General features: G+C 37.9%; 20 protein-coding genes and 1 pseudogene. 17 read left to right on the forward strand and 4 right to left on the reverse strand.

The window, feature by feature from the left end; genetic code table 11:
- The first annotated feature begins 63 nt into the window (after positions 1–63).
- Positions 64–1,779, forward strand: a complete 1,716-nt coding sequence (locus MKX66_RS21460) for an ABC transporter ATP-binding protein (protein WP_341087107.1) — start codon at positions 64–66, stop codon at positions 1,777–1,779.
- A 65-nt stretch (positions 1,780–1,844) separates the two neighbouring features.
- Positions 1,845–2,156: a heavy metal-binding domain-containing protein gene (locus MKX66_RS21465; protein WP_002068307.1), complete on the forward strand. Its 312-nt coding sequence runs from the start codon at positions 1,845–1,847 to the stop codon at positions 2,154–2,156.
- Between the two features lie 283 nt (positions 2,157–2,439).
- Here MKX66_RS21465 and abc-f read toward each other — a convergent pair whose 3' ends face one another.
- From abc-f to MKX66_RS21485, 4 genes are all read right to left on the reverse strand, one after another.
- Complete coding sequence (gene abc-f, locus MKX66_RS21470; RefSeq protein ID WP_215590401.1) at positions 2,440–4,074, reverse strand: ribosomal protection-like ABC-F family protein; 1,635 nt, start codon at positions 4,072–4,074, stop codon at positions 2,440–2,442.
- Positions 4,075–4,338: 264 nt separating this feature from the next.
- Positions 4,339–4,884, reverse strand: a complete 546-nt coding sequence (locus tag MKX66_RS21475; protein WP_002016115.1) for a flavodoxin family protein — start codon at positions 4,882–4,884, stop codon at positions 4,339–4,341.
- A 4-nt stretch (positions 4,885–4,888) separates the two neighbouring features.
- Positions 4,889–5,257 (reverse strand): MerR family transcriptional regulator, encoded by a 369-nt coding sequence (locus MKX66_RS21480; RefSeq protein WP_002016114.1) that lies wholly within the window; start codon positions 5,255–5,257, stop codon positions 4,889–4,891.
- Positions 5,258–5,308: 51 nt separating this feature from the next.
- Complete coding sequence (locus MKX66_RS21485; RefSeq protein WP_341087109.1) at positions 5,309–6,202, reverse strand: LysR family transcriptional regulator; 894 nt, start codon at positions 6,200–6,202, stop codon at positions 5,309–5,311.
- A 152-nt stretch (positions 6,203–6,354) separates the two neighbouring features.
- On the opposite strand from MKX66_RS21485, the gene MKX66_RS21490 reads away from it, so the two are divergent.
- The 15 genes and pseudogenes from MKX66_RS21490 (at position 6,355) to lgt (ending at position 18,858) form a co-directional block, all read left to right on the forward strand.
- A complete protein-coding gene (locus MKX66_RS21490; protein WP_002034706.1) occupies positions 6,355–7,377 on the forward strand; it encodes a YeiH family protein in 1,023 nt (340 codons plus the stop codon).
- Between the two features lie 123 nt (positions 7,378–7,500).
- Positions 7,501–7,698, forward strand: coding sequence for a helix-turn-helix transcriptional regulator (locus MKX66_RS21495; protein WP_000538358.1), 198 nt, complete (start codon positions 7,501–7,503; stop codon positions 7,696–7,698).
- Between the two features lie 11 nt (positions 7,699–7,709).
- Positions 7,710–8,098: pseudogene (locus MKX66_RS21500) on the forward strand (hypothetical protein).
- Positions 8,099–8,115: 17 nt separating this feature from the next.
- Positions 8,116–8,337 (forward strand): hypothetical protein, encoded by a 222-nt coding sequence (locus MKX66_RS21505; protein WP_002089582.1) that lies wholly within the window; start codon positions 8,116–8,118, stop codon positions 8,335–8,337.
- Between the two features lie 68 nt (positions 8,338–8,405).
- Positions 8,406–8,726 (forward strand): ATPase, encoded by a 321-nt coding sequence (locus MKX66_RS21510; RefSeq protein WP_234816578.1) that lies wholly within the window; start codon positions 8,406–8,408, stop codon positions 8,724–8,726.
- Positions 8,727–8,742: 16 nt separating this feature from the next.
- Entirely contained in the window at positions 8,743–8,970 is a 228-nt protein-coding gene (locus tag MKX66_RS21515) for a hypothetical protein (RefSeq protein ID WP_002034710.1), read from the forward strand.
- A 100-nt stretch (positions 8,971–9,070) separates the two neighbouring features.
- Positions 9,071–9,832: a MerR family transcriptional regulator gene (locus MKX66_RS21520; RefSeq protein WP_341087112.1), complete on the forward strand. Its 762-nt coding sequence runs from the start codon at positions 9,071–9,073 to the stop codon at positions 9,830–9,832.
- Positions 9,829–10,449 carry a hypothetical protein gene (locus MKX66_RS21525; protein WP_012261976.1) on the forward strand — a complete coding sequence of 207 codons (621 nt, stop codon included), beginning with the start codon at positions 9,829–9,831 and terminating at the stop codon, positions 10,447–10,449. The genes MKX66_RS21520 and MKX66_RS21525 overlap by 4 nt, the downstream gene beginning before the upstream one ends.
- A 47-nt stretch (positions 10,450–10,496) precedes the next feature.
- Positions 10,497–10,928, forward strand: coding sequence for a DUF4362 domain-containing protein (locus MKX66_RS21530; RefSeq protein ID WP_326996766.1), 432 nt, complete (start codon positions 10,497–10,499; stop codon positions 10,926–10,928).
- 151 nt (positions 10,929–11,079) lie between these two features.
- Complete coding sequence (gene uvrB / locus MKX66_RS21535) at positions 11,080–13,056, forward strand: excinuclease ABC subunit B (RefSeq protein ID WP_002016097.1); 1,977 nt, start codon at positions 11,080–11,082, stop codon at positions 13,054–13,056.
- 5 nt (positions 13,057–13,061) lie between these two features.
- On the forward strand, positions 13,062–15,932 hold the full coding sequence (gene uvrA / locus MKX66_RS21540) for an excinuclease ABC subunit UvrA (RefSeq protein WP_326996744.1): 2,871 nt from the start codon (positions 13,062–13,064) through the stop codon (positions 15,930–15,932).
- A 58-nt stretch (positions 15,933–15,990) separates the two neighbouring features.
- Complete coding sequence (locus MKX66_RS21545) at positions 15,991–16,440, forward strand: DUF4275 family protein (RefSeq protein WP_215590394.1); 450 nt, start codon at positions 15,991–15,993, stop codon at positions 16,438–16,440.
- Positions 16,441–16,554: 114 nt separating this feature from the next.
- Positions 16,555–16,935 (forward strand): phage holin family protein, encoded by a 381-nt coding sequence (locus MKX66_RS21550; RefSeq protein ID WP_002089574.1) that lies wholly within the window; start codon positions 16,555–16,557, stop codon positions 16,933–16,935.
- Positions 16,936–17,091: 156 nt separating this feature from the next.
- Entirely contained in the window at positions 17,092–18,021 is a 930-nt protein-coding gene (gene hprK / locus MKX66_RS21555; RefSeq protein WP_002016091.1) for an HPr(Ser) kinase/phosphatase, read from the forward strand.
- Positions 18,022–18,045: 24 nt separating this feature from the next.
- Positions 18,046–18,858: a prolipoprotein diacylglyceryl transferase gene (gene lgt / locus MKX66_RS21560; protein ID WP_002034719.1), complete on the forward strand. Its 813-nt coding sequence runs from the start codon at positions 18,046–18,048 to the stop codon at positions 18,856–18,858.
- The last annotated feature ends 44 nt before the right edge of the window (positions 18,859–18,902 follow it).

Genomic DNA, 18,902 nt, shown 5'->3' on the forward strand with positions numbered 1-18,902 from the left:
AATAATTATTTGATAATGGTTATCATTTAGAGAGTCTTTTAATTTGGAAAAGGGAGGAAAGATATGCTACGTAAATTTTTTTCTTACTATAAACCGTACAAAGGTTTATTCGTACTCGATTTTTCCTGTGCAGTTATTGCAGGTTTACTCGAACTTGGTTTCCCGCTTATCGTAAATCAATTTATTGATAAGTTATTACCAGGACAAAATTGGACGCTTATTTTATGGGCTTGTTTCGGCTTGTTCGTAGTTTATGTGTTAAATGCAGGTTTGCAATATGTCGTTACATATTGGGGACATATGCTTGGGGTTAACATTGAAACAGATATGAGGCAGAAATTATTTGATCACATTCAAAAGCTATCATTCAGATTTTTTGATAATAATAAAACAGGTCATTTAATTTCACGTCTTACAAACGATTTAATGGAAATTGGGGAAATTGCTCACCATGGACCAGAAGATTTATTCATTGCCATTATGACTTTAGTTGGAGCATTTTCATTTATGATGATGATTAACTGGAAGTTAGCACTTCTAACATTCTTCGTAATCCCGTTCTTATTATGGTTGGCACTTTACTTCAATAAAAAAATGACAGGTACGTTTAGACGTTTATTCTCAGACGTTGCTGATTTCAATGCATGTATCGAGAACAATGTAGGTGGTATCCGCGTTGTACAAGCATTCGGAAATGAAAAGTTTGAGAAAGAGCAATTTGCTGTAAATAATGCTCGTTTCCGTACAACAAAATTAATGGCGTATAAAATTATGGCGTTAAATTCATCGATTAGTTATATGCTGATGCGTCTTGTAACACTCTTTGTATTAATATGTGGTACATGGTTTGTTCTGCAAGGTGAATTAACGTACGGTGGATTTATTGGATTCGTTTTATTAACGAATATTTTCTTCCGCCCAATTGAAAAAATTAATGCGGTTATTGAAAGTTATCCGAAAGGAATCGCTGGTTTTAAAAGATATGTAGAACTTCTGGAAACAGAGCCGGATATTGTAGATTCTAAAGGTGCAATAGAAGTTAAACATGTACACGGCGATATTCAATACAATAACATCACGTTCGGATATGAAAATAAAGAGCCGATTTTAAACGATATTAGTTTGAAAATACATGCAGGTGAAACAGTTGCTTTCGTTGGACCATCAGGGGCAGGGAAAACAACACTATGTAGTTTATTACCTCGTTTTTATGAACAATCATCTGGATCAATTCAAATTGATGGCATTGACACCAAAGAGATGACGTTATCGTCACTTCGTAAGCAAATCGGAATTGTACAGCAAGATGTTTTCTTATTCTCAGGAACAATTCGTGAAAATATCGCTTACGGAAACTTAAAAGCTTCAGAAACTGAAATTTGGCAGGCGGTAAAACGTGCTCAGCTAGAGGACTTAATTTACTCGCAATCAGACGGTTTAGATACAGTTATTGGTGAGCGTGGTGTGAAACTTTCAGGAGGACAAAAGCAGCGCTTAGCAATTGCCCGTATGTTCTTGAAGAACCCGCCAATTTTAATTTTAGATGAAGCAACTTCTGCGCTAGATACAGAGACAGAACTTGCTATCCAAAAATCACTTGCAGAACTATCTGTTGGCCGTACAACATTAGTTATCGCTCACAGGCTTGCAACGATTAAAAATGCAGATCGCATCGTCGTTGTAAATAAAGACGGTATCGCAGAACAAGGTTCACATGAGGAACTAATCAAACGAGGCGAGGGTTACAGCCGATTGTATGAGGCGCAGTTTAGTTCGTAAATATAATTTCTGCTGAATTAGTGCACCATAAGTAAGTGAAAATCTTATATGGGAGGCTATAAAGCATGATTGTAACAACAACTTCTACAATTCAAGGGAAAGAAATTATTGAGTATATCGATATCGTTAATGGCGAAGCGATCATGGGTGCGAATATCGTGCGTGACCTTTTCGCTTCTGTCCGTGACGTTGTCGGTGGTCGCGCAGGCGCCTACGAAAGTAAATTAAAAGAAGCGCGCGACATTGCAATGGAAGAGATGAAAACTCTCGCAAGACAAAAAAATGCGAACGCCATTGTTGGTATCGATGTGGACTACGAAGTAGTTCGCGAAGGAATGCTAATGGTTGCGGTGAGTGGGACTGCTGTCCGTATATAAAGTGAAACTTTAATCAGTGGGGGGTTCATCCCCCACTGATTATTAGCCCTCACCAATCGGGCGTTTACGGGTAGCCCGACGCCCGCCTAACTTCTTTGCTCAAGCCGAATTTTGAGGTGGGAGTCTTACTGTCCACAAATAGCGGGATAAAGTGAAAAGCCGTGCTGGTGCACGGCTTTTTGTTGTTATTGTGTCTAACATGATAGGTAGGGTGATATTCTATGTCGAAGCCTCGATATTTCTTGGAAAATGTGGAAGGTCCCGTCGATATATGGGGAAGACATTAGAGCGCTTCTTTACACTGCCGAATTCGAACTAATAATTTTTCGTATTCTTGTTCGAGAAATGTGATGTCATCATGCTGATTTGGGATAGAAATCCGGCTGATGATTTCTGTTAATTTTGTTTGTAATCGCAATAATTCTTGTTCAGTAACGTTTACAGAAGCTTGGGTGGTTCTTTTTGTGTATTGCTCGTAATTGCCGTGGAATATTCTTGGTTCGCTCTCATCTACTTGTAGAATATGGTTTGCAACAGAACGAATAAAGGCACGGTCATGGCTAATGAAAAGTATTGTACCAGGATACTCCTGTAACATGCTTTCTAATTCTTCTTGCGTTGCCAAGTCTAAATAATTTGTCGGTTCGTCGAGCAGAAGCATATTATAGTTTCCTAAAAATACTTTTGCGAGTGCAACCTTCATGCGTTCTCCACCACTTAAGATGTGCACAGGTTTATGAACATCTTCACGGCGGAATAGGAGCCGTGCAAGTATTGTTCGAACGAACGATTCTGTATAGTTTGTTTCTTCTAGAACGTTTTCTAAAATTGTTTTATCTGTTTTTAAAATAGATAATGTTTGTTCAAAGTATCCAATTTTACAACTTTTCGAAAGCTGAATGCCACGCTCGTTCGCGAGAAGCATTTTGAACAAAGTTGTTTTTCCGCTTCCGTTTTCCCCTAAAATAGCAAGTTTTGCCCCAGGGACAATTGTTCCATTCATATTTTTAAATAGTGTGCGATCCCCTATTTTCTTCGTTGTTTTATTAAATTGAACAACTGCTTTACTATGAATTGGTGTGTGGTATTGTACGTCAAACTGAGCTTGAGAAAAGTCCTTCGGTTTTTCTTTCTGTTCCAACTTTTCAAGGCGTGTTTCTAGTGCTTTCGCTACTTTGCTAACATTTTCTTGCCCATGAGCCCCGCTGCACTTATAAAGTTTAGATTCAGATGAACTGAACCGTGTTGGGATTTTTGTCATGCTAGAAGCACGTTGCTTTCTTTGTGAAATTGACTGTTCTAACCGATTTTTTTCTTGTATATATTGATCATATTCTGCTTCCTTTTGTATTCGCTCACGTTCTTTTTGCTTTCGATAGTTTGAATAATTACCTTTATATTCTTGAATAGTACCGTCTTCAACTTCGATGATTTTTGTACATATGGCATCTAAAAGATCACGATCATGCGATATTAAAACAAGTGCACCTTTATAAGATAAAAGTGCCTTTTCTAATTGCTCTGTACCGAACATATCTAAGTGACTTGTTGGCTCATCAGCAAATAGAATGCCTGCATCTTGTTCGAGGGCATGGGCGATCTTTAGGCGCATTCGTTCACCGCCGCTCATTGAATTTGCGACGTTTGAAATATTCCATTTGCCCTTAGCGAGGGAAGAAGCGGTTTCCGGTATCCCCTCGCTAAGCTGTGGGATAATGGCGATAGAACTATGATGAGTTACTGTGCCTTTGTCAGCTTCTATTTCTTTACTTAATATTTGTAATAACGTAGATTTTCCAGCTCCGTTGACTCCGACAATTCCTATACGATCGTTTGCTTGGATTTCTAGTGATGGTAACGTAAATATGGTGCGATCACCAAAGCTCTTTTCGATATTACGTGCGATTAAAATAGTCATAAAAAAACCTCCCTAGTTTCACTAGAGAGGATAAATGTCGTCCTTCAATGTAAAAATCGTACATAAATAAACGATTTTTTACATGATCGTATCGAAAGAAAGTATCGACAAATGGACAGACTAATCCTCTGCTAGTTTTCATCATTTTTGTTCACTATTTGTGATGGATGAAATAAATAAGAGAATTAGAACTTCATTGGTCAAAGTACCTTCCTTTCATAATATTATTTTTATTGTATGCGCATACAAATGGATTTGTCAAACTTATTTCTGTGTGCTATTTTTGAATTTATTATTATACAATTGTGCTTTTGCCAGCGCTTCAGCATCGTTCTTGATTTCATCTAGTCCATTCGCATCCCCAATAATATACCCTTCAAATGATGAACCAACAAAATCAAAGATATATTGAAACTGGGCGATAAGCGGCAATGCTTTCAGTTTTGGACTGTCTCCGCCAACGATGACAACGTACATTTTTTTGCCTTTCATTTTTTCTTTGAAATGAAGAGATTTATTACGCAAGCTTTGTGACCAGCGATCAACGAAGTTCTTCATGTGGCCGCTCATTCCGTACCAGTATAGCGGTGTAGCGAAGATAATCGTGTCGTGCTCTAGCATGCGTTTGGTTAACTGCTCGTAGTCATCATTTACAGGTTGAAATCCTTCTACATCATGGCGCTGATCTATGATTGGGTGGACGATATGATCACGCAAGTAAATTTGTTCTGTTTCAATCCCATCAATCACCATATGTGTTAAAGCTTCCGTATTTCCGTTTTGTCTTGAACTGCCATGTATAACAAACATGTAATCATCCCTTTTCTTTTGCTTGTTTTAGGAGTGAAACGTGTTTTTGTAAATTCGTTTGAATGTTGGAAAGTAATGTGATTTGCTTCGTTACCTCATCAAGTTTGTCTTCGTAAAGTGCAAGGATACTACTACACGGATTTTCGTAAAGATGGGGCTCGATTTCAAGGCAACGTAGCATTCGTTCTGTTTCTTCTAAATTTAAGCCGATTTGCAAGTACATTTGAATCAGCTCTACTTTTTCGATTGCACTTTCATCAAAATCACGGTAGCCATTTGCTAGGCGTTTCGAAGGGAGTAATCCCTTTTCTTCATAATGTCTTAGTGCCCTTTCGCTAACCCCAGTTTCTTTTGATAACTCTCCAATTCGCAATGCGTTTCACTCCTTTTACATGTATTGTAAACCTTCACACTAATGTGAAGGTCAACTCTGTTTTTTCGCAAAAGAATCTACGTGTTTTAAAAAGACTTGAATAGCTTTAAACGGGATAAAATATTTGCCGCGCACGATGGAGAATGGACGGATTAGCTCTTCGTTCGGAACAGGGATGTGGAATAGTTCTTTTGCTAATAGTTCTTTTCGAACAGTCCAATCTGAAAGGATGGCGATGCCAAGACCGGCTGCAACGGCTTCCTTCACGCTTTGAATACTGCTAAATGTAAAGAAGCGTTTCATTTTTAAATGATGTTGGTGTATAAATCGATCGCTATAGGCACGTGTGCCAGAGCCGCTCTCCCTTAATACCCAGACTTGGTCTTGCAATGCATTTTCGTTAATCCCCTTGATATGGAGCAATGGGTGGTTTGGCGGGACGACGAGTTTCATTTCATCTTGCATAAAAGTTTCAACATCTACGTCAGCGTATACGACTTGGCCTTCCACTAAGCCGATATCAATTTGATTAGAGCGGAGGCTTTGCAAAACTTCTTCCGTATTGGAGATAAATGTATGAACTTCGACGTGTGCATTTTCATTGGCAAAGCGCGCAAGTATTTTTGGAAGTAAGTATTCGCCAATTGTAAAGCTAGCGCCGATGCGAAGTGTCCCTGTTACGACGTTATGCAGCGCATTAATTTCCTGTTTTGCATCTTCATAAAGTGAGAGCATCTGCTTTGCGTGTATGTATAATATGTTTCCAGCTTCCGTAACTTGGACGTGCTTTGGGGAGCGCTGAATAAGTGTAGTCCCAAATTCATTTTCCAGGTTGCGAATGTGCATACTAACGCCAGGTTGTGAAAGGTTTAATAGTTCCGCAGCACGCGAAAAATGTTTTTGTTCAACGACAGTAACAAAGATCTTTAAAATGTCGACGTTCATTTGTTAGGCCCCTTTATTTTTGCTTTTATTTTATCATAAGTATTTCTGATGATAGGGATTCAATATTGATATTAAACTTATTATTAAAACTCTCTTATAATGTAACTAGAAAGAACATGCATGTTCCAATACGATTATTGGGGTGGTACAAAGTGGAACAAACACTTGTTATACAAAAGAAGAAGGGCTTTGGATTTTCGCAAGGTATTGGGATTACGTTATTAATCGCAATCGCCGCGAAATATTTAGCAGAGCTTCCATTTTTAAATATTATGGGACAATTAGTAATCGCTATTCTAATCGGGATGGTTTGGCGCGCGGCAATCGGGATTCCTCAAGAAGCGATAGCGGGAACGAACTTTGCGAGTAAGAAGTTGCTACGCTTTGGGATCATCTTACTCGGAATGAGGTTAAATCTTGTAGATATTGCGAAGGCGGGGCCGAAAGTATTGGTCATCGCAGCGGTTGTTATTACATTTACCATTTTCGTTGTATATGGATTAACGAAAGTATTTAAAGTAGAAAAGAAACTTGGGATTTTAACAGCATGCGGAACGGCAATTTGCGGAGCTGCAGCGGTCGTGGCAATTGCACCGCAAGTGAAAGCGAAAGACGAAGAAACAGCAGTCGGGGCAGCAATTATTGCAATTTTAGGTACAATATTTACACTTATTTATACGCTATTATACCCAGTGCTTGGCTTCTCACCCTACGGTTACGGGGTGTTCTCAGGGGCGACGCTGCACGAAATTGCTCACGTTATCGCGGCTGCAGCGCCAGGAGGTAGCACGGCTGTAGACATCGCGGTTATTGTGAAGTTAACGCGCGTAGCGATGCTTGTGCCAGTAGCGATTTTAATTGGATTATGGTTTGGTAAGAGCGAGGAAAGCAAGGAAAAAAGATCGTGGCGCGACCTTCCGATTCCTTGGTTCATCTTCGGATTTTTAGCAATGAGTGCGGTGCATTCGATTGGGATTATCCCAGAAGTTGTTGCCGGATACATTGTAGTAATTGCGTACATGCTTATTGCGATGGCAATGGCAGGACTCGGTTTAAATGTAGAGTTTAAAACGTTCCGCAAATTAGGAAGTAGGGCATTCGTGGCAGGATTGATTGGCTCGGTTTGCTTATCTGTTCTTGGGTACGTTCTTGTATATGCATTAGGATTTATGTAGCAAAAAAAGAGGCATCTTATAGATGTCTCTTTTTTTACCTTTTTTTGTAAAGATATCTTTACTTGAATTTGGAAAATATTTATAATTAAAGTAAAGATATCTTTACTTTCGAAGGTGGAGCCTATGGGTGTGAAAAATAAAATTAAAGAATTACGAAAACAACATCATATAACGCAAGTGGAAATGGCAAAGGCGATGCAGGTGACGCGGCAGACGATTGTGGCGATTGAAAACCATCATTATAATCCGAGTCTAGAGCTATCCCTAAAAATCGCCAAATATTTTGGGATGAAGGTAGAGGAAATATTTACGCTGGAGTAAGGGGAGAGAAAATGAACGACACTAAAAAGTTGTATATCGCTACTGTCTTAGGATTATGTGGAGGGGGACGTTTTAGTTCGTATTATGGACCCATCCATACCGATGTTATCGCTTATAGTTAGTAATATTTTAGCAATTGTATTTCTGATATTGTATACGAATTACAAAAAGCGGAAGTACAAAAAAAGAACTTCCAGATATAGATGAGCGGGTAAATGAAAATATAAAAAAGTATGTAAATGTCTCATTTATATTCGCATTTCTTTTGCTTATTGTTTATATTGTTGCAAGCAAAGCGATAGGGCGAATTACTATACCGATTCCAGAAATATTCATTGTATGTAGTTTCTTATTTGCTGGTAGTCTCATCATAGGAGTAATGGCGGGAAAACGAGCATAACTATAGGAGGAATGAAAATGCAAGATGAATTTGAGAGATTTCAATCGGATAAAGCGTTTAAATATTTAGGGTTGTTTTTAACAATGAGTTTAGCGGTATGGAGTTTGTATAATTTAATTGTTTATGGAAATGCGGGCATGCCGTTTGTTTTATTTGTATTAGGACAGTTTGTTTATTTCTTTGTGAACTATTGGCCGAAATGGAAATATAGAAATCAAAAAGAGGCTGATCATGTATGAGTAAGTAAGATATTATACGGTTCATAGGAAGTTTGTTTTTAGCGGGTCTTGTTTTAAATGTGAGTTTAATGATTTTAAGTATTACGTGGGGAACGATCTTCATATCGAATGTAGCACTAGTCATTTTATATGGCATTTCGGAATATAGAGAACAGAAGCGTTTGAAAGAAGAGAGAGTACCGTCAATTGATGAGCGAGTTGTGAACAATATGAAGTCATATTTTACGATTTGTATTACAAGCTGCGTTTTTTTGTTCATTATGTATCTTTGTGTAAATAAGTATTTAGATAGGCAAGTAGTACATGTAAATGAGTTATTATATATTGCTATTTTTGGTTTATTAATAAGTATGGCATCGACGAGTGTGTTAGCAACAAGGAATAGATAGAAAAAGGGGAACTGGGATGGGATTACCGGTATTATGTGTCGCTACGGCTATTTTTGCTTTGTTTTGGGGAATACAAAACTTCTCTCGTAATCCAGTGCCAAGTGTATGTATTATGATTGGTGCTGTAGGTTTATCATACTATTTATTAATTTTAGCGCATTATCATAAAACAGCAACAAGTGTTGTTGTAGGGGCAATTATTTTATTTTGTGGGCGTGCTATACAAAAGGGGTTATTTCCATAAAAGCTGTTTATACAAAAGGTATAAATAGCTTTTTGTATTTTTTTTACAAACTACTTGAAAGTTACGTTACGTCACCTTTTATAATGAAGGAGAAGAGGTGATGGAGTTGATTTCAATTCAAGAACTAACGAGGGAAACAGGGGTTACAGTAAGGACGTTACGTTATTATGATCAAATTGATTTATTAAAGCCGAGTGGGAAAACTGATGGAGGACATCGGTTATATAGCGAGAGAGATGTTGTTCGTTTGCAGCAAATTTTATTTTTAAAAGAAATGGGTTTTTCATTAAAAGAGGCTGCGAATATGTTAGTAAAAGGTGAGCTTAACTTAAAGGATTCTCTTGAAAAACAACTTCGGTTTGTACAGGAAGAACAAAAGAAATTCAATCGGATGGAGCGTGTTTTACAAGCTGTTGTTTATTCGGTAGATGTGGAAGGAGAACTTGATTGGAAAGTTATGTTTGAACTTATTCAGCTTTCGAAACAGTCGTCTCGTATACGTGAAATATTTCAAAATGAAGTATTTTCAAAGGGAAAACAAAAGTTGCTTCATAATTTGCCGAACATGAGTGAAGAAGACCCGAATGTTTTAGAATGGGTAAATTTATTAAAGCAACTACGTAACTTTATGAAAGACGGTAAGGAAGCATCATGTGATGAGGTACAAGGCGCAACAAAGAAATTAATGCAGAAGTGTTTAGAGATGGCAAATGGTGATGAAGCATTTTTAGATAAATTGTGGGAAGTAAGAAAGTCAAAAGAAGATTCACAGAAAATGAGTATGTATCCAATTGAAGAAGAGCTTCTATTATATATGGATGAGGCTTTTCGTATATATGACGAAAGGGAGAGGGATAAATGAGTATACTTGCAGAATATCGTTGGTATTTTTTAATTGGGGCAGAGATTGTATTTTGGTTATCGGCTATCGGATTCTTTTTACTAAGGTATGGATTTCGCTTGAAAAAGGCAAGTTTTATTATGGGGATTGTGCTACTTGTAAATGAAGTGTTTATTTTAACTTTAGGAGTAGTGGACTACTATCAAACAGGGAAGTTCTCTAATTTTCAAATCATTACGGTAATCATTTTATTATATGCAGTTTTTTATGGGAAAAAGGATTTGAAGAAATTAGATATATATGTACAAAAATTAGTTGCGAAGTGGCGGAATGAACCGGCACCTATTATCGAAGAACCAATTGAAGTAGCAGGGATGGCGCATGCGAAGCAGGAAATAAAAAATTGGATTTCACATCTTATTTTGTTTATTGCTGTTCATATATTCTTTTTCTTCATGTATGGGCTTATTCCAGTAGAACAGTGGGGGAATTGGTTAGAGTCAGGAATCGTTTTAAATAAAACAGCAAGCCGTGTAAGCCAAGTATGGGCTATTATTCTTTTAGTGGATACTGCGATTTCATTTTCATATGTTATTTTTCCGAAGAAGGAGAAAGGAAACAAGAAGCTACTTTCATAGAGGAAAGTAGCTTTTTTCTAGTATACCAATAGTTTGTATAGGAGAGGATAACGATAGGAAAAAGAACAGGCTTTATATGCTTATTTCTCTTTAGTTTAGTAGCATGTTCACAACCTAACAGTGCAATTGATAAGAAGAATGATGTCGTTGCAGAGGGGGCGGAAATTTCTAATCTAGATAAATTCGAGAAGTTCGTTTGGAATGTGGAACAAGGGGAAGTTGATAAAATAAGAATTGTACAGTATACACATGAAGGTGACCCGATTTTTCAAATGTTAGAGCATAGTGAGAAAGATATACTTTATGTGTTAGATAATAGACAAGATCAATTTGCTGGTGACCATAAAGGGTTACATAAAGATAGTTGTAAAAGGATTGTTAAAGAGCAACGTGAATCAGAAACTTCATATAGGTTAATAGATTGTACGAATGAAAATGGGCGCAATGGATATGACTTATTATATGTACTTAAAAAATAGAGTTAGTAGAGGAAGGAAGTATTTATTCCTTCCTTTTTCTATATATAACTTGTCGAAAACTTTACCGAATATCTGTTCGTTTTTTTAGGTTTTTTATGGGCATTCGTGGTAAAATAATAATACAGATTTTTATGAGGAGGTCGGTTTTTAGTTGGAACATCCATTTGAAATTATCTCAGAGTATTCCCCGCAAGGTGATCAGCCGGGAGCGATAGAGAAGCTTGTAGAGGGAATTAATAGTGGAAAGAAAAAGCAAGTGTTGCTTGGAGCGACAGGAACGGGTAAGACATTTACGATTTCAAATGTCATTAAAGAAGTGCAGAAGCCAACACTTGTAATGGCTCATAATAAAACGTTAGCAGGACAGTTATATAGTGAGCTGAAAGATTTCTTTCCTAACAATTCTGTGGAGTATTTTGTTAGTTATTACGATTATTATCAGCCAGAAGCGTACGTACCACATACGGATACGTTTATTGAAAAAGATGCGCAAATTAACGATGAAATTGATAAATTACGCCACTCGGCAACGTCTTCTTTATTTGAACGAGATGATGTTATTATCGTTGCGAGTGTTTCGTGCATATACGGTTTAGGTTCTCCGGAAGAATACCGCGAGTTAGTTGTTTCGCTTCGAGTTGGTATGGAAAAGGACCGCAATCAATTGCTTCGTGAACTTGTTGATGTACAGTATGGACGTAATGATATTGATTTTAAGCGTGGTACATTCCGTGTGCGCGGAGATGTAGTTGAAATCTTCCCTGCATCACTTGATGAGCATTGTATTCGAATTGAATTTTTTGGGGATGAAATAGATCGCATTCGAGAAGTAAATGCATTAACGGGTGAAGTATTAGCAGAACGTGATCATGTAGCAATCTTCCCGGCATCTCACTTCGTTACACGTGAAGAAAAGCTGAAGGTCGCTATTGAAAATATCGAAAAAGAATTAGAAGAGCGTTTAAAAGAATTAAATGATAACGGTAAGTTGTTAGAGGCGCAGCGCATAGAACAGCGAACGCGTTATGATTTAGAAATGATGCGCGAGATGGGCTTTTGTTCAGGGATTGAAAACTATTCCCGTCATTTAACACTTCGTCCAGCAGGTTCAACGCCGTATACGCTTTTAGATTATTTTCCAGAGGATTTCTTAATCGTTATGGATGAGTCGCACGTATCGGTTCCGCAAGTAAGAGCGATGTATAACGGGGATCAAGCACGTAAGCAAGTGCTTGTTGATCATGGATTCCGTCTGCCATCAGCTTTAGATAATAGACCGCTCACGTTTGATGAGTTTGAAGAGAAAACGAATCAAGTTATTTACGTTTCGGCAACGCCAGGACCGTACGAGTTAGAGCAGTCACCGAAAGCAATAGAACAAATTATTCGTCCAACAGGGCTTTTAGATCCACCAATTGATATACGACCAATTGAAGGACAAATAGATGATTTATTAGGAGAAATCCATGACCGGATTGCGAAAAATGAACGTGTATTAATTACGACTTTAACGAAGAAAATGTCAGAGGATTTAACGGACTATTTAAAAGATGTAGGAATTAAAGTGAATTATCTTCACTCTGAAATTAAAACATTAGAGCGTATTGAAATTATCCGTGATCTTCGCCTTGGTAAGTTTGATGTACTTGTCGGTATTAACTTATTACGAGAAGGATTAGATATTCCAGAAGTATCACTTGTAGCTATTTTAGATGCTGATAAGGAAGGTTTCTTACGTTCAGAGCGTTCATTAATTCAAACAATTGGTCGTGCGGCGCGTAATGCAAACGGCCGCGTTATTATGTACGCAGATCGCATAACGAGATCAATGGGAATTGCAATTGAAGAAACACAGCGTCGTCGTAGTATACAAGAAGCTTACAATGAAAAGCATGGTATTACGCCGAAAACGATTCAAAAAGGAGTACGTGACGTTATTCGTGCGACAACAGCAGCTGAGGATACAGAAATATATGAAGCAACACCAGCTAAGAAGATGACGAAAAAAGAACGTGAAAATACAATTGCGAAGATGGAAGCAGAGATGAAAGAAGCAGCAAAGGCATTAGATTTCGAGCGTGCAGCTGAATTAAGAGATTTACTATTAGAATTAAAAGCGGAAGGGTGAAAAGAGTGAGTAAAGATTTTATTGTTGTAAAAGGTGCTAGAGCGCATAATTTAAAAAATATTGACGTAACCATTCCGAGAAATCAGCTTGTTGTTGTGACGGGATTGTCTGGTTCGGGGAAATCATCGTTAGCATTCGATACGATTTATGCAGAAGGGCAGCGTAGATACGTGGAATCTTTATCTGCGTATGCGCGCCAGTTTTTAGGGCAAATGGATAAGCCGGATGTTGATATGATTGAAGGTTTATCTCCAGCGATTTCAATTGATCAAAAAACGACGAGTCGTAATCCTCGTTCAACGGTTGGAACGGTAACGGAGATTTATGATTATTTACGTTTATTATTTGCACGAATTGGTACGCCGATTTGTCCGAATCATGGAATTGAAATTACATCACAAACAGTGGAACAGATGGTAGACCGTGTTCTTGAATATCCTGAACGTACGAAGTTACAAGTGCTAGCGCCTATCGTGTCAGGGCGTAAAGGTGCGCATGCGAAAGTATTAGAAGATATTAAGAAGCAAGGTTATGTTCGTGTGCGCGTTGATGGAGAGATGCTGGATGTATCGGAAGAGATTACTTTAGAAAAAAATAAGAAGCATTCAATTGAAGTTGTTATTGACCGTATTGTTGTGAAAGAAGGAATTGCAAGCCGACTTGCAGATTCACTAGAGAGTGCTTTAAAGCTTGGCGGGGGCCGAGTTTTAATCGATGTAATGGGAGAGGAAGAACTTCTATTTAGTGAACATCATGCTTGTCCACATTGTGGTTTTTCAATCGGAGAATTAGAGCCACGCATGTTCTCGTTTAATAGTCCGTTCGGCGCGTGTCCTTCTTGTGATGGACTTGGATCGAAGTTAGAGGTAGATTTAGAACTTGTTATTCCGAACTGGGATGTATCATTAAATGAACATGCGATTGCTCCTTGGGAACCGACAAGTTCACAATATTACCCGCAATTATTAAAATCTGTGTGTAATCATTACGGCATCGATATGGATATGCCGGTGAAAGATATACCGAAGGATTTATTTGATAAAGTGCTGTACGGAAGCGGGGAAGAGAAGCTTTATTTCCGCTATGTGAATGAATTTGGTCAAGTAAAGGAAAATGAGATTTTATTTGAAGGTGTTATTCCGAATATTGAGCGTCGTTATCGTGAGACGAGTTCTGATTATGTTCGTGAGCAAATGGAGAAATATATGGCAGAGCAAGCTTGTCCGAAGTGTAAAGGTGGACGCTTAAAGCCTGAGAGTTTAGCTGTTTTCGTTGGTGATAAAACGATTGCCGATGTAACGAAATATTCTGTTCAAGAAGTACAGGAGTTCTTCTCAACTGTTGAGTTAACGGAGAAACAACAAAAAATTGCTCATTTAATTTTAAGAGAAATTCAGGAACGTGTTGGGTTCTTAGTGAACGTCGGTTTAGATTATTTAACGTTAAGTCGTGCCGCAGGAACTTTATCAGGTGGTGAGGCGCAGCGTATTCGTTTAGCGACACAAATTGGTTCTCGCCTTACTGGCGTACTTTACATTCTTGATGAGCCTTCTATTGGTTTGCATCAGCGTGATAATGATCGTCTTATTCGTACATTGCAGGAAATGCGTGATTTAGGAAATACGTTAATTGTTGTTGAGCATGATGAAGATACGATGATGGCTGCTGATTATTTACTTGATATCGGACCTGGTGCAGGTATTCATGGTGGTCAAGTTGTATCAGCAGGTACACCAGCTGAAGTTATGCAAGACGAGAATTCATTAACTGGGAAATATTTAAGCGGTAAAGAGTTTATTCCGGTACCACTTGAAAGACGTAAAGGTGACGGACGTAAAGTGGAGATTGTCGGTGCGAAAGAAAATAACTTAAAGAATGCGAAAATGTCATTCCCTCTAGGAACATTTGTAGCAGTAACAGGCGTATCTGGCTCTGGAAAAAGTACGATAATTAATGAAGTACTATACAAATCATTAGCTCAAAAGCTATATAAGGCGAAAGCGAAGCCAGGGGCTCATAAAGAAATTAAAGGTCTTGAGCAGTTAGATAAAGTGATTGATATTGATCAATCACCAATCGGGCGTACACCACGTTCAAATCCGGCGACATACACTGGCGTATTTGATGATATTCGTGATGTATTTGCGCACACGAATGAAGCGAAAGTACGTGGGTATCAAAAAGGACGTTTCAGCTTTAACGTAAAAGGCGGCCGTTGTGAAGCGTGCCGTGGTGATGGAATTATTAAAATCGAAATGCATTTCTTACCAGACGTGTATGTTCCGTGTGAAGTTTGTCACGGTAAACGTTACAACCGTGAAACGTTAGAAGTGAAATATAAAGATAAGAATATTTCTGAAGTGTTAGGGATGACAATTGAAGATGGGGTAGAGTTCTTTGCTAATATCCCGAAAATTAAGCGTAAACTTCAAACGCTTGTAGATGTAGGGCTTGGTTATATGAAATTAGGACAACCAGCTACGACGTTATCAGGTGGTGAGGCGCAGCGTGTGAAATTAGCTTCTGAATTACATCGTCGTTCTACAGGGCGTACGTTATACATTTTAGATGAGCCAACGACTGGCTTACATGCACATGATATTGCACGCCTTCTAGAAGTGTTGCAACGTCTTGTTGAGAGTGGTGAGACGGTACTTGTAATTGAGCATAATTTAGATGTTATTAAAACAGCTGATTATATTATTGACCTTGGACCAGAAGGCGGAGACAAAGGCGGACAAATCGTTGCTTCCGGAACGCCAGAGCAAGTAGTGAAAGAAGGGCGCTCTTATACAGGTAAGTATTTAAAAGAGATTTTAGATCGTGATAAAGCAAGAATGAAAGAGAAAATAAAAGAAGTAGAGTTATCACAATAAGTTGTTAATAAAAACCGAGTGGGAATTGCACTTGGTTTTTATTTTATAGGGGGAGAAAATGGAGTTTTTAGATGTTTTGAGAAAGAAAAATATGAAGGTAAGAGAATTTCAAAAGTGGGGCGTATACTTTAGAAAACGCTGGGAGGATAACTTTGCGAATCATTTGAGTTATGAAGAGAAAGAAGAGATTCATTTATATGGGGATAAATATAGCTGTGGTTACTTGTGGCACATATTTAGTTATGAAAAGAAAAAGTGTTTAGAAGGTAAAGAAGCGGAGAATATGTTTCATAATGAAATGAAAAAGGAGTGTTACATCTTCTTTCAACATTGTGATGAAGTACTGCTAATAAAGGATGCGAGTTTATTACGTATGGATGATATATTACGTGAGACAGACGATGCCTATAAAGGCGATATCTATATTGTAGATAAAGATTTCACTTGGACCTTTGTGAAAACTCATGAACATAGATGGTGTGGCCCGTATTTCACAAGGAAATGTTAATAGGTATACAAGTATAAAGAATAGAATAAATTGGTATAAGTGTTTGCATGTTACTTGCGTTTATTAGCTATTAGCGTATGATGGAATATATATGTTAAAAGGATGTGTAAGGAAATGAGATGGATTGTATCACTTCTTGTAAATAGCGTTGTGTTAATCGCTGTATCCGGACTTTTAAAAGGGGTTGCACCAGACGCATTTTACATAGCAAATATACAAACTGCAATTATTGCGAGTATTATATTGGCGATTTTAAATGTATTTGTAAAGCCGCTTTTAATTTTAATTACGCTACCGATTACTCTTGTAACTTTCGGTTTCTTCTTAATTGTTATTAATGCGATTACGTTAAAGATGACGGATTCGTTATTAGGGGACGCCTTTAATATATCTGGATTTGGTGTAGCGATTGTTGCGGCAATTTGTATTTCTATTTTTAATATGATAATTGAAAAAGTAATTGTTGAACCATTACATGAAAAAAAGAGAAAATGACAAAAAGAAAAACATTTCATGATTCATATGAAATGTTTTTTTCTATTTATTAGAAACCGAGTTTCTTGTTTCCAGAAAAAAATGGTACAATATCCGATAGAATGGAATTTTACATCAAATGAGACTGAACCCGCAGCGGAGTGGAGGTTTATACATATGCCGAAAGTAAGGACAAAAGATTTAATTGAACAATTTCAATTGGAGTTAGTAAGTGGTGAAGAAGGGATTCATCGTCCGATTGATACGAGTGATTTATCGCGACCTGGAATTGAAATGGCAGGATTTTTTACATATTATCCAGCTGATCGCGTGCAGCTTCTTGGGAAAACGGAGCTTACATTCTTTGATACGTTAACGACAGAGCAAAAGCAAGAGAGAATGAAAGCGCTTTGTACTGAGGAGACGCCTTGTATTATTGTAACTCGTAATCAAGATGTACCGGATGAGTTATTACAAGCATCACGTGAATCAGGCGTGCCTTTATTACGTTCTGCTCAAACGACGACGAGATTATCAAGTCGTTTAACAAACTATTTAGAAGGTAAGTTAGCGCCAACAACAGCTGTACATGGTGTGTTAGTAGATATTTACGGTGTTGGTGTTTTAATTACAGGTCAAAGTGGTGTCGGGAAAAGTGAGACAGCGCTTGAACTTGTAAAGCGTGGTCACCGCCTTGTTGCGGATGATAGCGTAGAAATTCGTCAAGAAGATGAAGATACATTAGTAGGGAGCTCACCTGATTTAATTGAGCACTTATTAGAAATTCGTGGTCTAGGTATCATTAACGTAATGACGTTATTCGGTGCAGGGGCAGTACGAAATTATAAACGTATTACACTTGTTATTAATCTTGAAATTTGGGATCAAAAGAAAAATTATGATCGCTTAGGTCTTGATGAAGAGAAGATGAAGATTATTGATACAGAACTTACGAAGATTACACTTCCAGTTCGTCCTGGTCGAAACTTGGCTGTTATTATTGAAGTAGCAGCGATGAACTTCAGATTAAAACGTATGGGAGTCAATGCGGCACAACAGTTCTCTGAACGATTAATGAGTGCGATTGAGTTAGGAAATCAAGAGTAGACTCTGGAGAGGGAGGTCATATATATGCTGTTAGGTTCTGTACCACAGCTTGACCGTATAGCAGTCCAACTTGGGCCGTTCCCTGTTTATTGGTATGGGGTTATTATCGGTACAGGTGTGCTATTAGGTCTTTGGCTAGCAACTCGCGAGGGAGAAAGGCTTGGTATTCACAAAGATACATTTATCGACCTTGTATTAATCGCAGTACCAATTGCCATTCTTTTTGCGAGAATGTATTATGTCATTTTTGAATGGGAATATTATTCGCAAAATCCGAGTCAAATTATTAATATTCGTCAAGGTGGTTTGGCGATTCATGGTGGTTTAATCGGGGCTGTTATTACAGGAATCCTTTTTGCGAAACGACGCGGGCTTTCATTCTGGAAGTTAGCGGATATTGCTGCGCCGAGTATTTTACTAGGACAAGCAATTGGCCGATGGGGAAACTTTATGAACCAAGAGGCGCATGGTGATGAAGTAACGAGACAGTTTTTGGAAGGTCTTCATTTACCAGATTTCATTATTAATCAAATGTACATTGATGGTGTGTATTATCACCCAACGTTTTTATATGAATCATTATGGAACTTTGCAGGTGTTATTTTACTACTCGCGTTACGAAAAGTGAATTTACGCCGTGGTGAATTATTCTTCACATATTTAATTTGGTATTCAGTGGGACGCTTCTTCGTAGAAGGTTTGCGTACAGATAGTTTAATGTTAGGACCACTTCGTATTGCACAAGTAATGTCTATTGGAATTGTTGTTATTTCTATCATTTTCATTATTGTGAGACGAAAAATGGGGCAAGCTGATAAAAGATATTTAGAAAATTAGAGAAAAGTAGCATCTTATATAAGATGCTGCTTCTTTCATATTCA

The organism is Bacillus sp. FSL R9-9530, assembly GCF_038008145.1.
Classification (GTDB): domain Bacteria; phylum Bacillota; class Bacilli; order Bacillales; family Bacillaceae_G; genus Bacillus_A; species Bacillus_A mycoides.

Excerpts from the sequence above, each read along its gene's own strand:
- MKX66_RS21545 (WP_215590394.1), top strand. The coding sequence starts at position 15,991 with ATGGAGTTTTTAGATGTTTTGAGAAAGAAAAATATGAAGGTAAGAGAA.
- MKX66_RS21525 (WP_012261976.1), top strand. The coding sequence starts at position 9,829 with ATGAGTATACTTGCAGAATATCGTTGGTATTTTTTAATTGGGGCAGAG.
- MKX66_RS21465 (WP_002068307.1), top strand. The coding sequence starts at position 1,845 with ATGATTGTAACAACAACTTCTACAATTCAAGGGAAAGAAATTATTGAG.
- abc-f (WP_215590401.1), bottom strand. The coding sequence starts at position 4,074 with ATGACTATTTTAATCGCACGTAATATCGAAAAGAGCTTTGGTGATCGC.
- MKX66_RS21510 (WP_234816578.1), top strand. The coding sequence starts at position 8,406 with ATGATTTTAAGTATTACGTGGGGAACGATCTTCATATCGAATGTAGCA.
- MKX66_RS21520 (WP_341087112.1), top strand. The coding sequence starts at position 9,071 with ATGGAGTTGATTTCAATTCAAGAACTAACGAGGGAAACAGGGGTTACA.
- MKX66_RS21550 (WP_002089574.1), top strand. The coding sequence starts at position 16,555 with ATGAGATGGATTGTATCACTTCTTGTAAATAGCGTTGTGTTAATCGCT.
- MKX66_RS21495 (WP_000538358.1), top strand. The coding sequence starts at position 7,501 with ATGGGTGTGAAAAATAAAATTAAAGAATTACGAAAACAACATCATATA.
- MKX66_RS21460 (WP_341087107.1), top strand. The coding sequence starts at position 64 with ATGCTACGTAAATTTTTTTCTTACTATAAACCGTACAAAGGTTTATTC.
- hprK (WP_002016091.1), top strand. The coding sequence starts at position 17,092 with ATGCCGAAAGTAAGGACAAAAGATTTAATTGAACAATTTCAATTGGAG.
- MKX66_RS21515 (WP_002034710.1), top strand. The coding sequence starts at position 8,743 with ATGGGATTACCGGTATTATGTGTCGCTACGGCTATTTTTGCTTTGTTT.
- MKX66_RS21475 (WP_002016115.1), bottom strand. The coding sequence starts at position 4,884 with ATGTTTGTTATACATGGCAGTTCAAGACAAAACGGAAATACGGAAGCT.
- MKX66_RS21485 (WP_341087109.1), bottom strand. The coding sequence starts at position 6,202 with ATGAACGTCGACATTTTAAAGATCTTTGTTACTGTCGTTGAACAAAAA.
- lgt (WP_002034719.1), top strand. The coding sequence starts at position 18,046 with ATGCTGTTAGGTTCTGTACCACAGCTTGACCGTATAGCAGTCCAACTT.
- MKX66_RS21505 (WP_002089582.1), top strand. The coding sequence starts at position 8,116 with ATGCAAGATGAATTTGAGAGATTTCAATCGGATAAAGCGTTTAAATAT.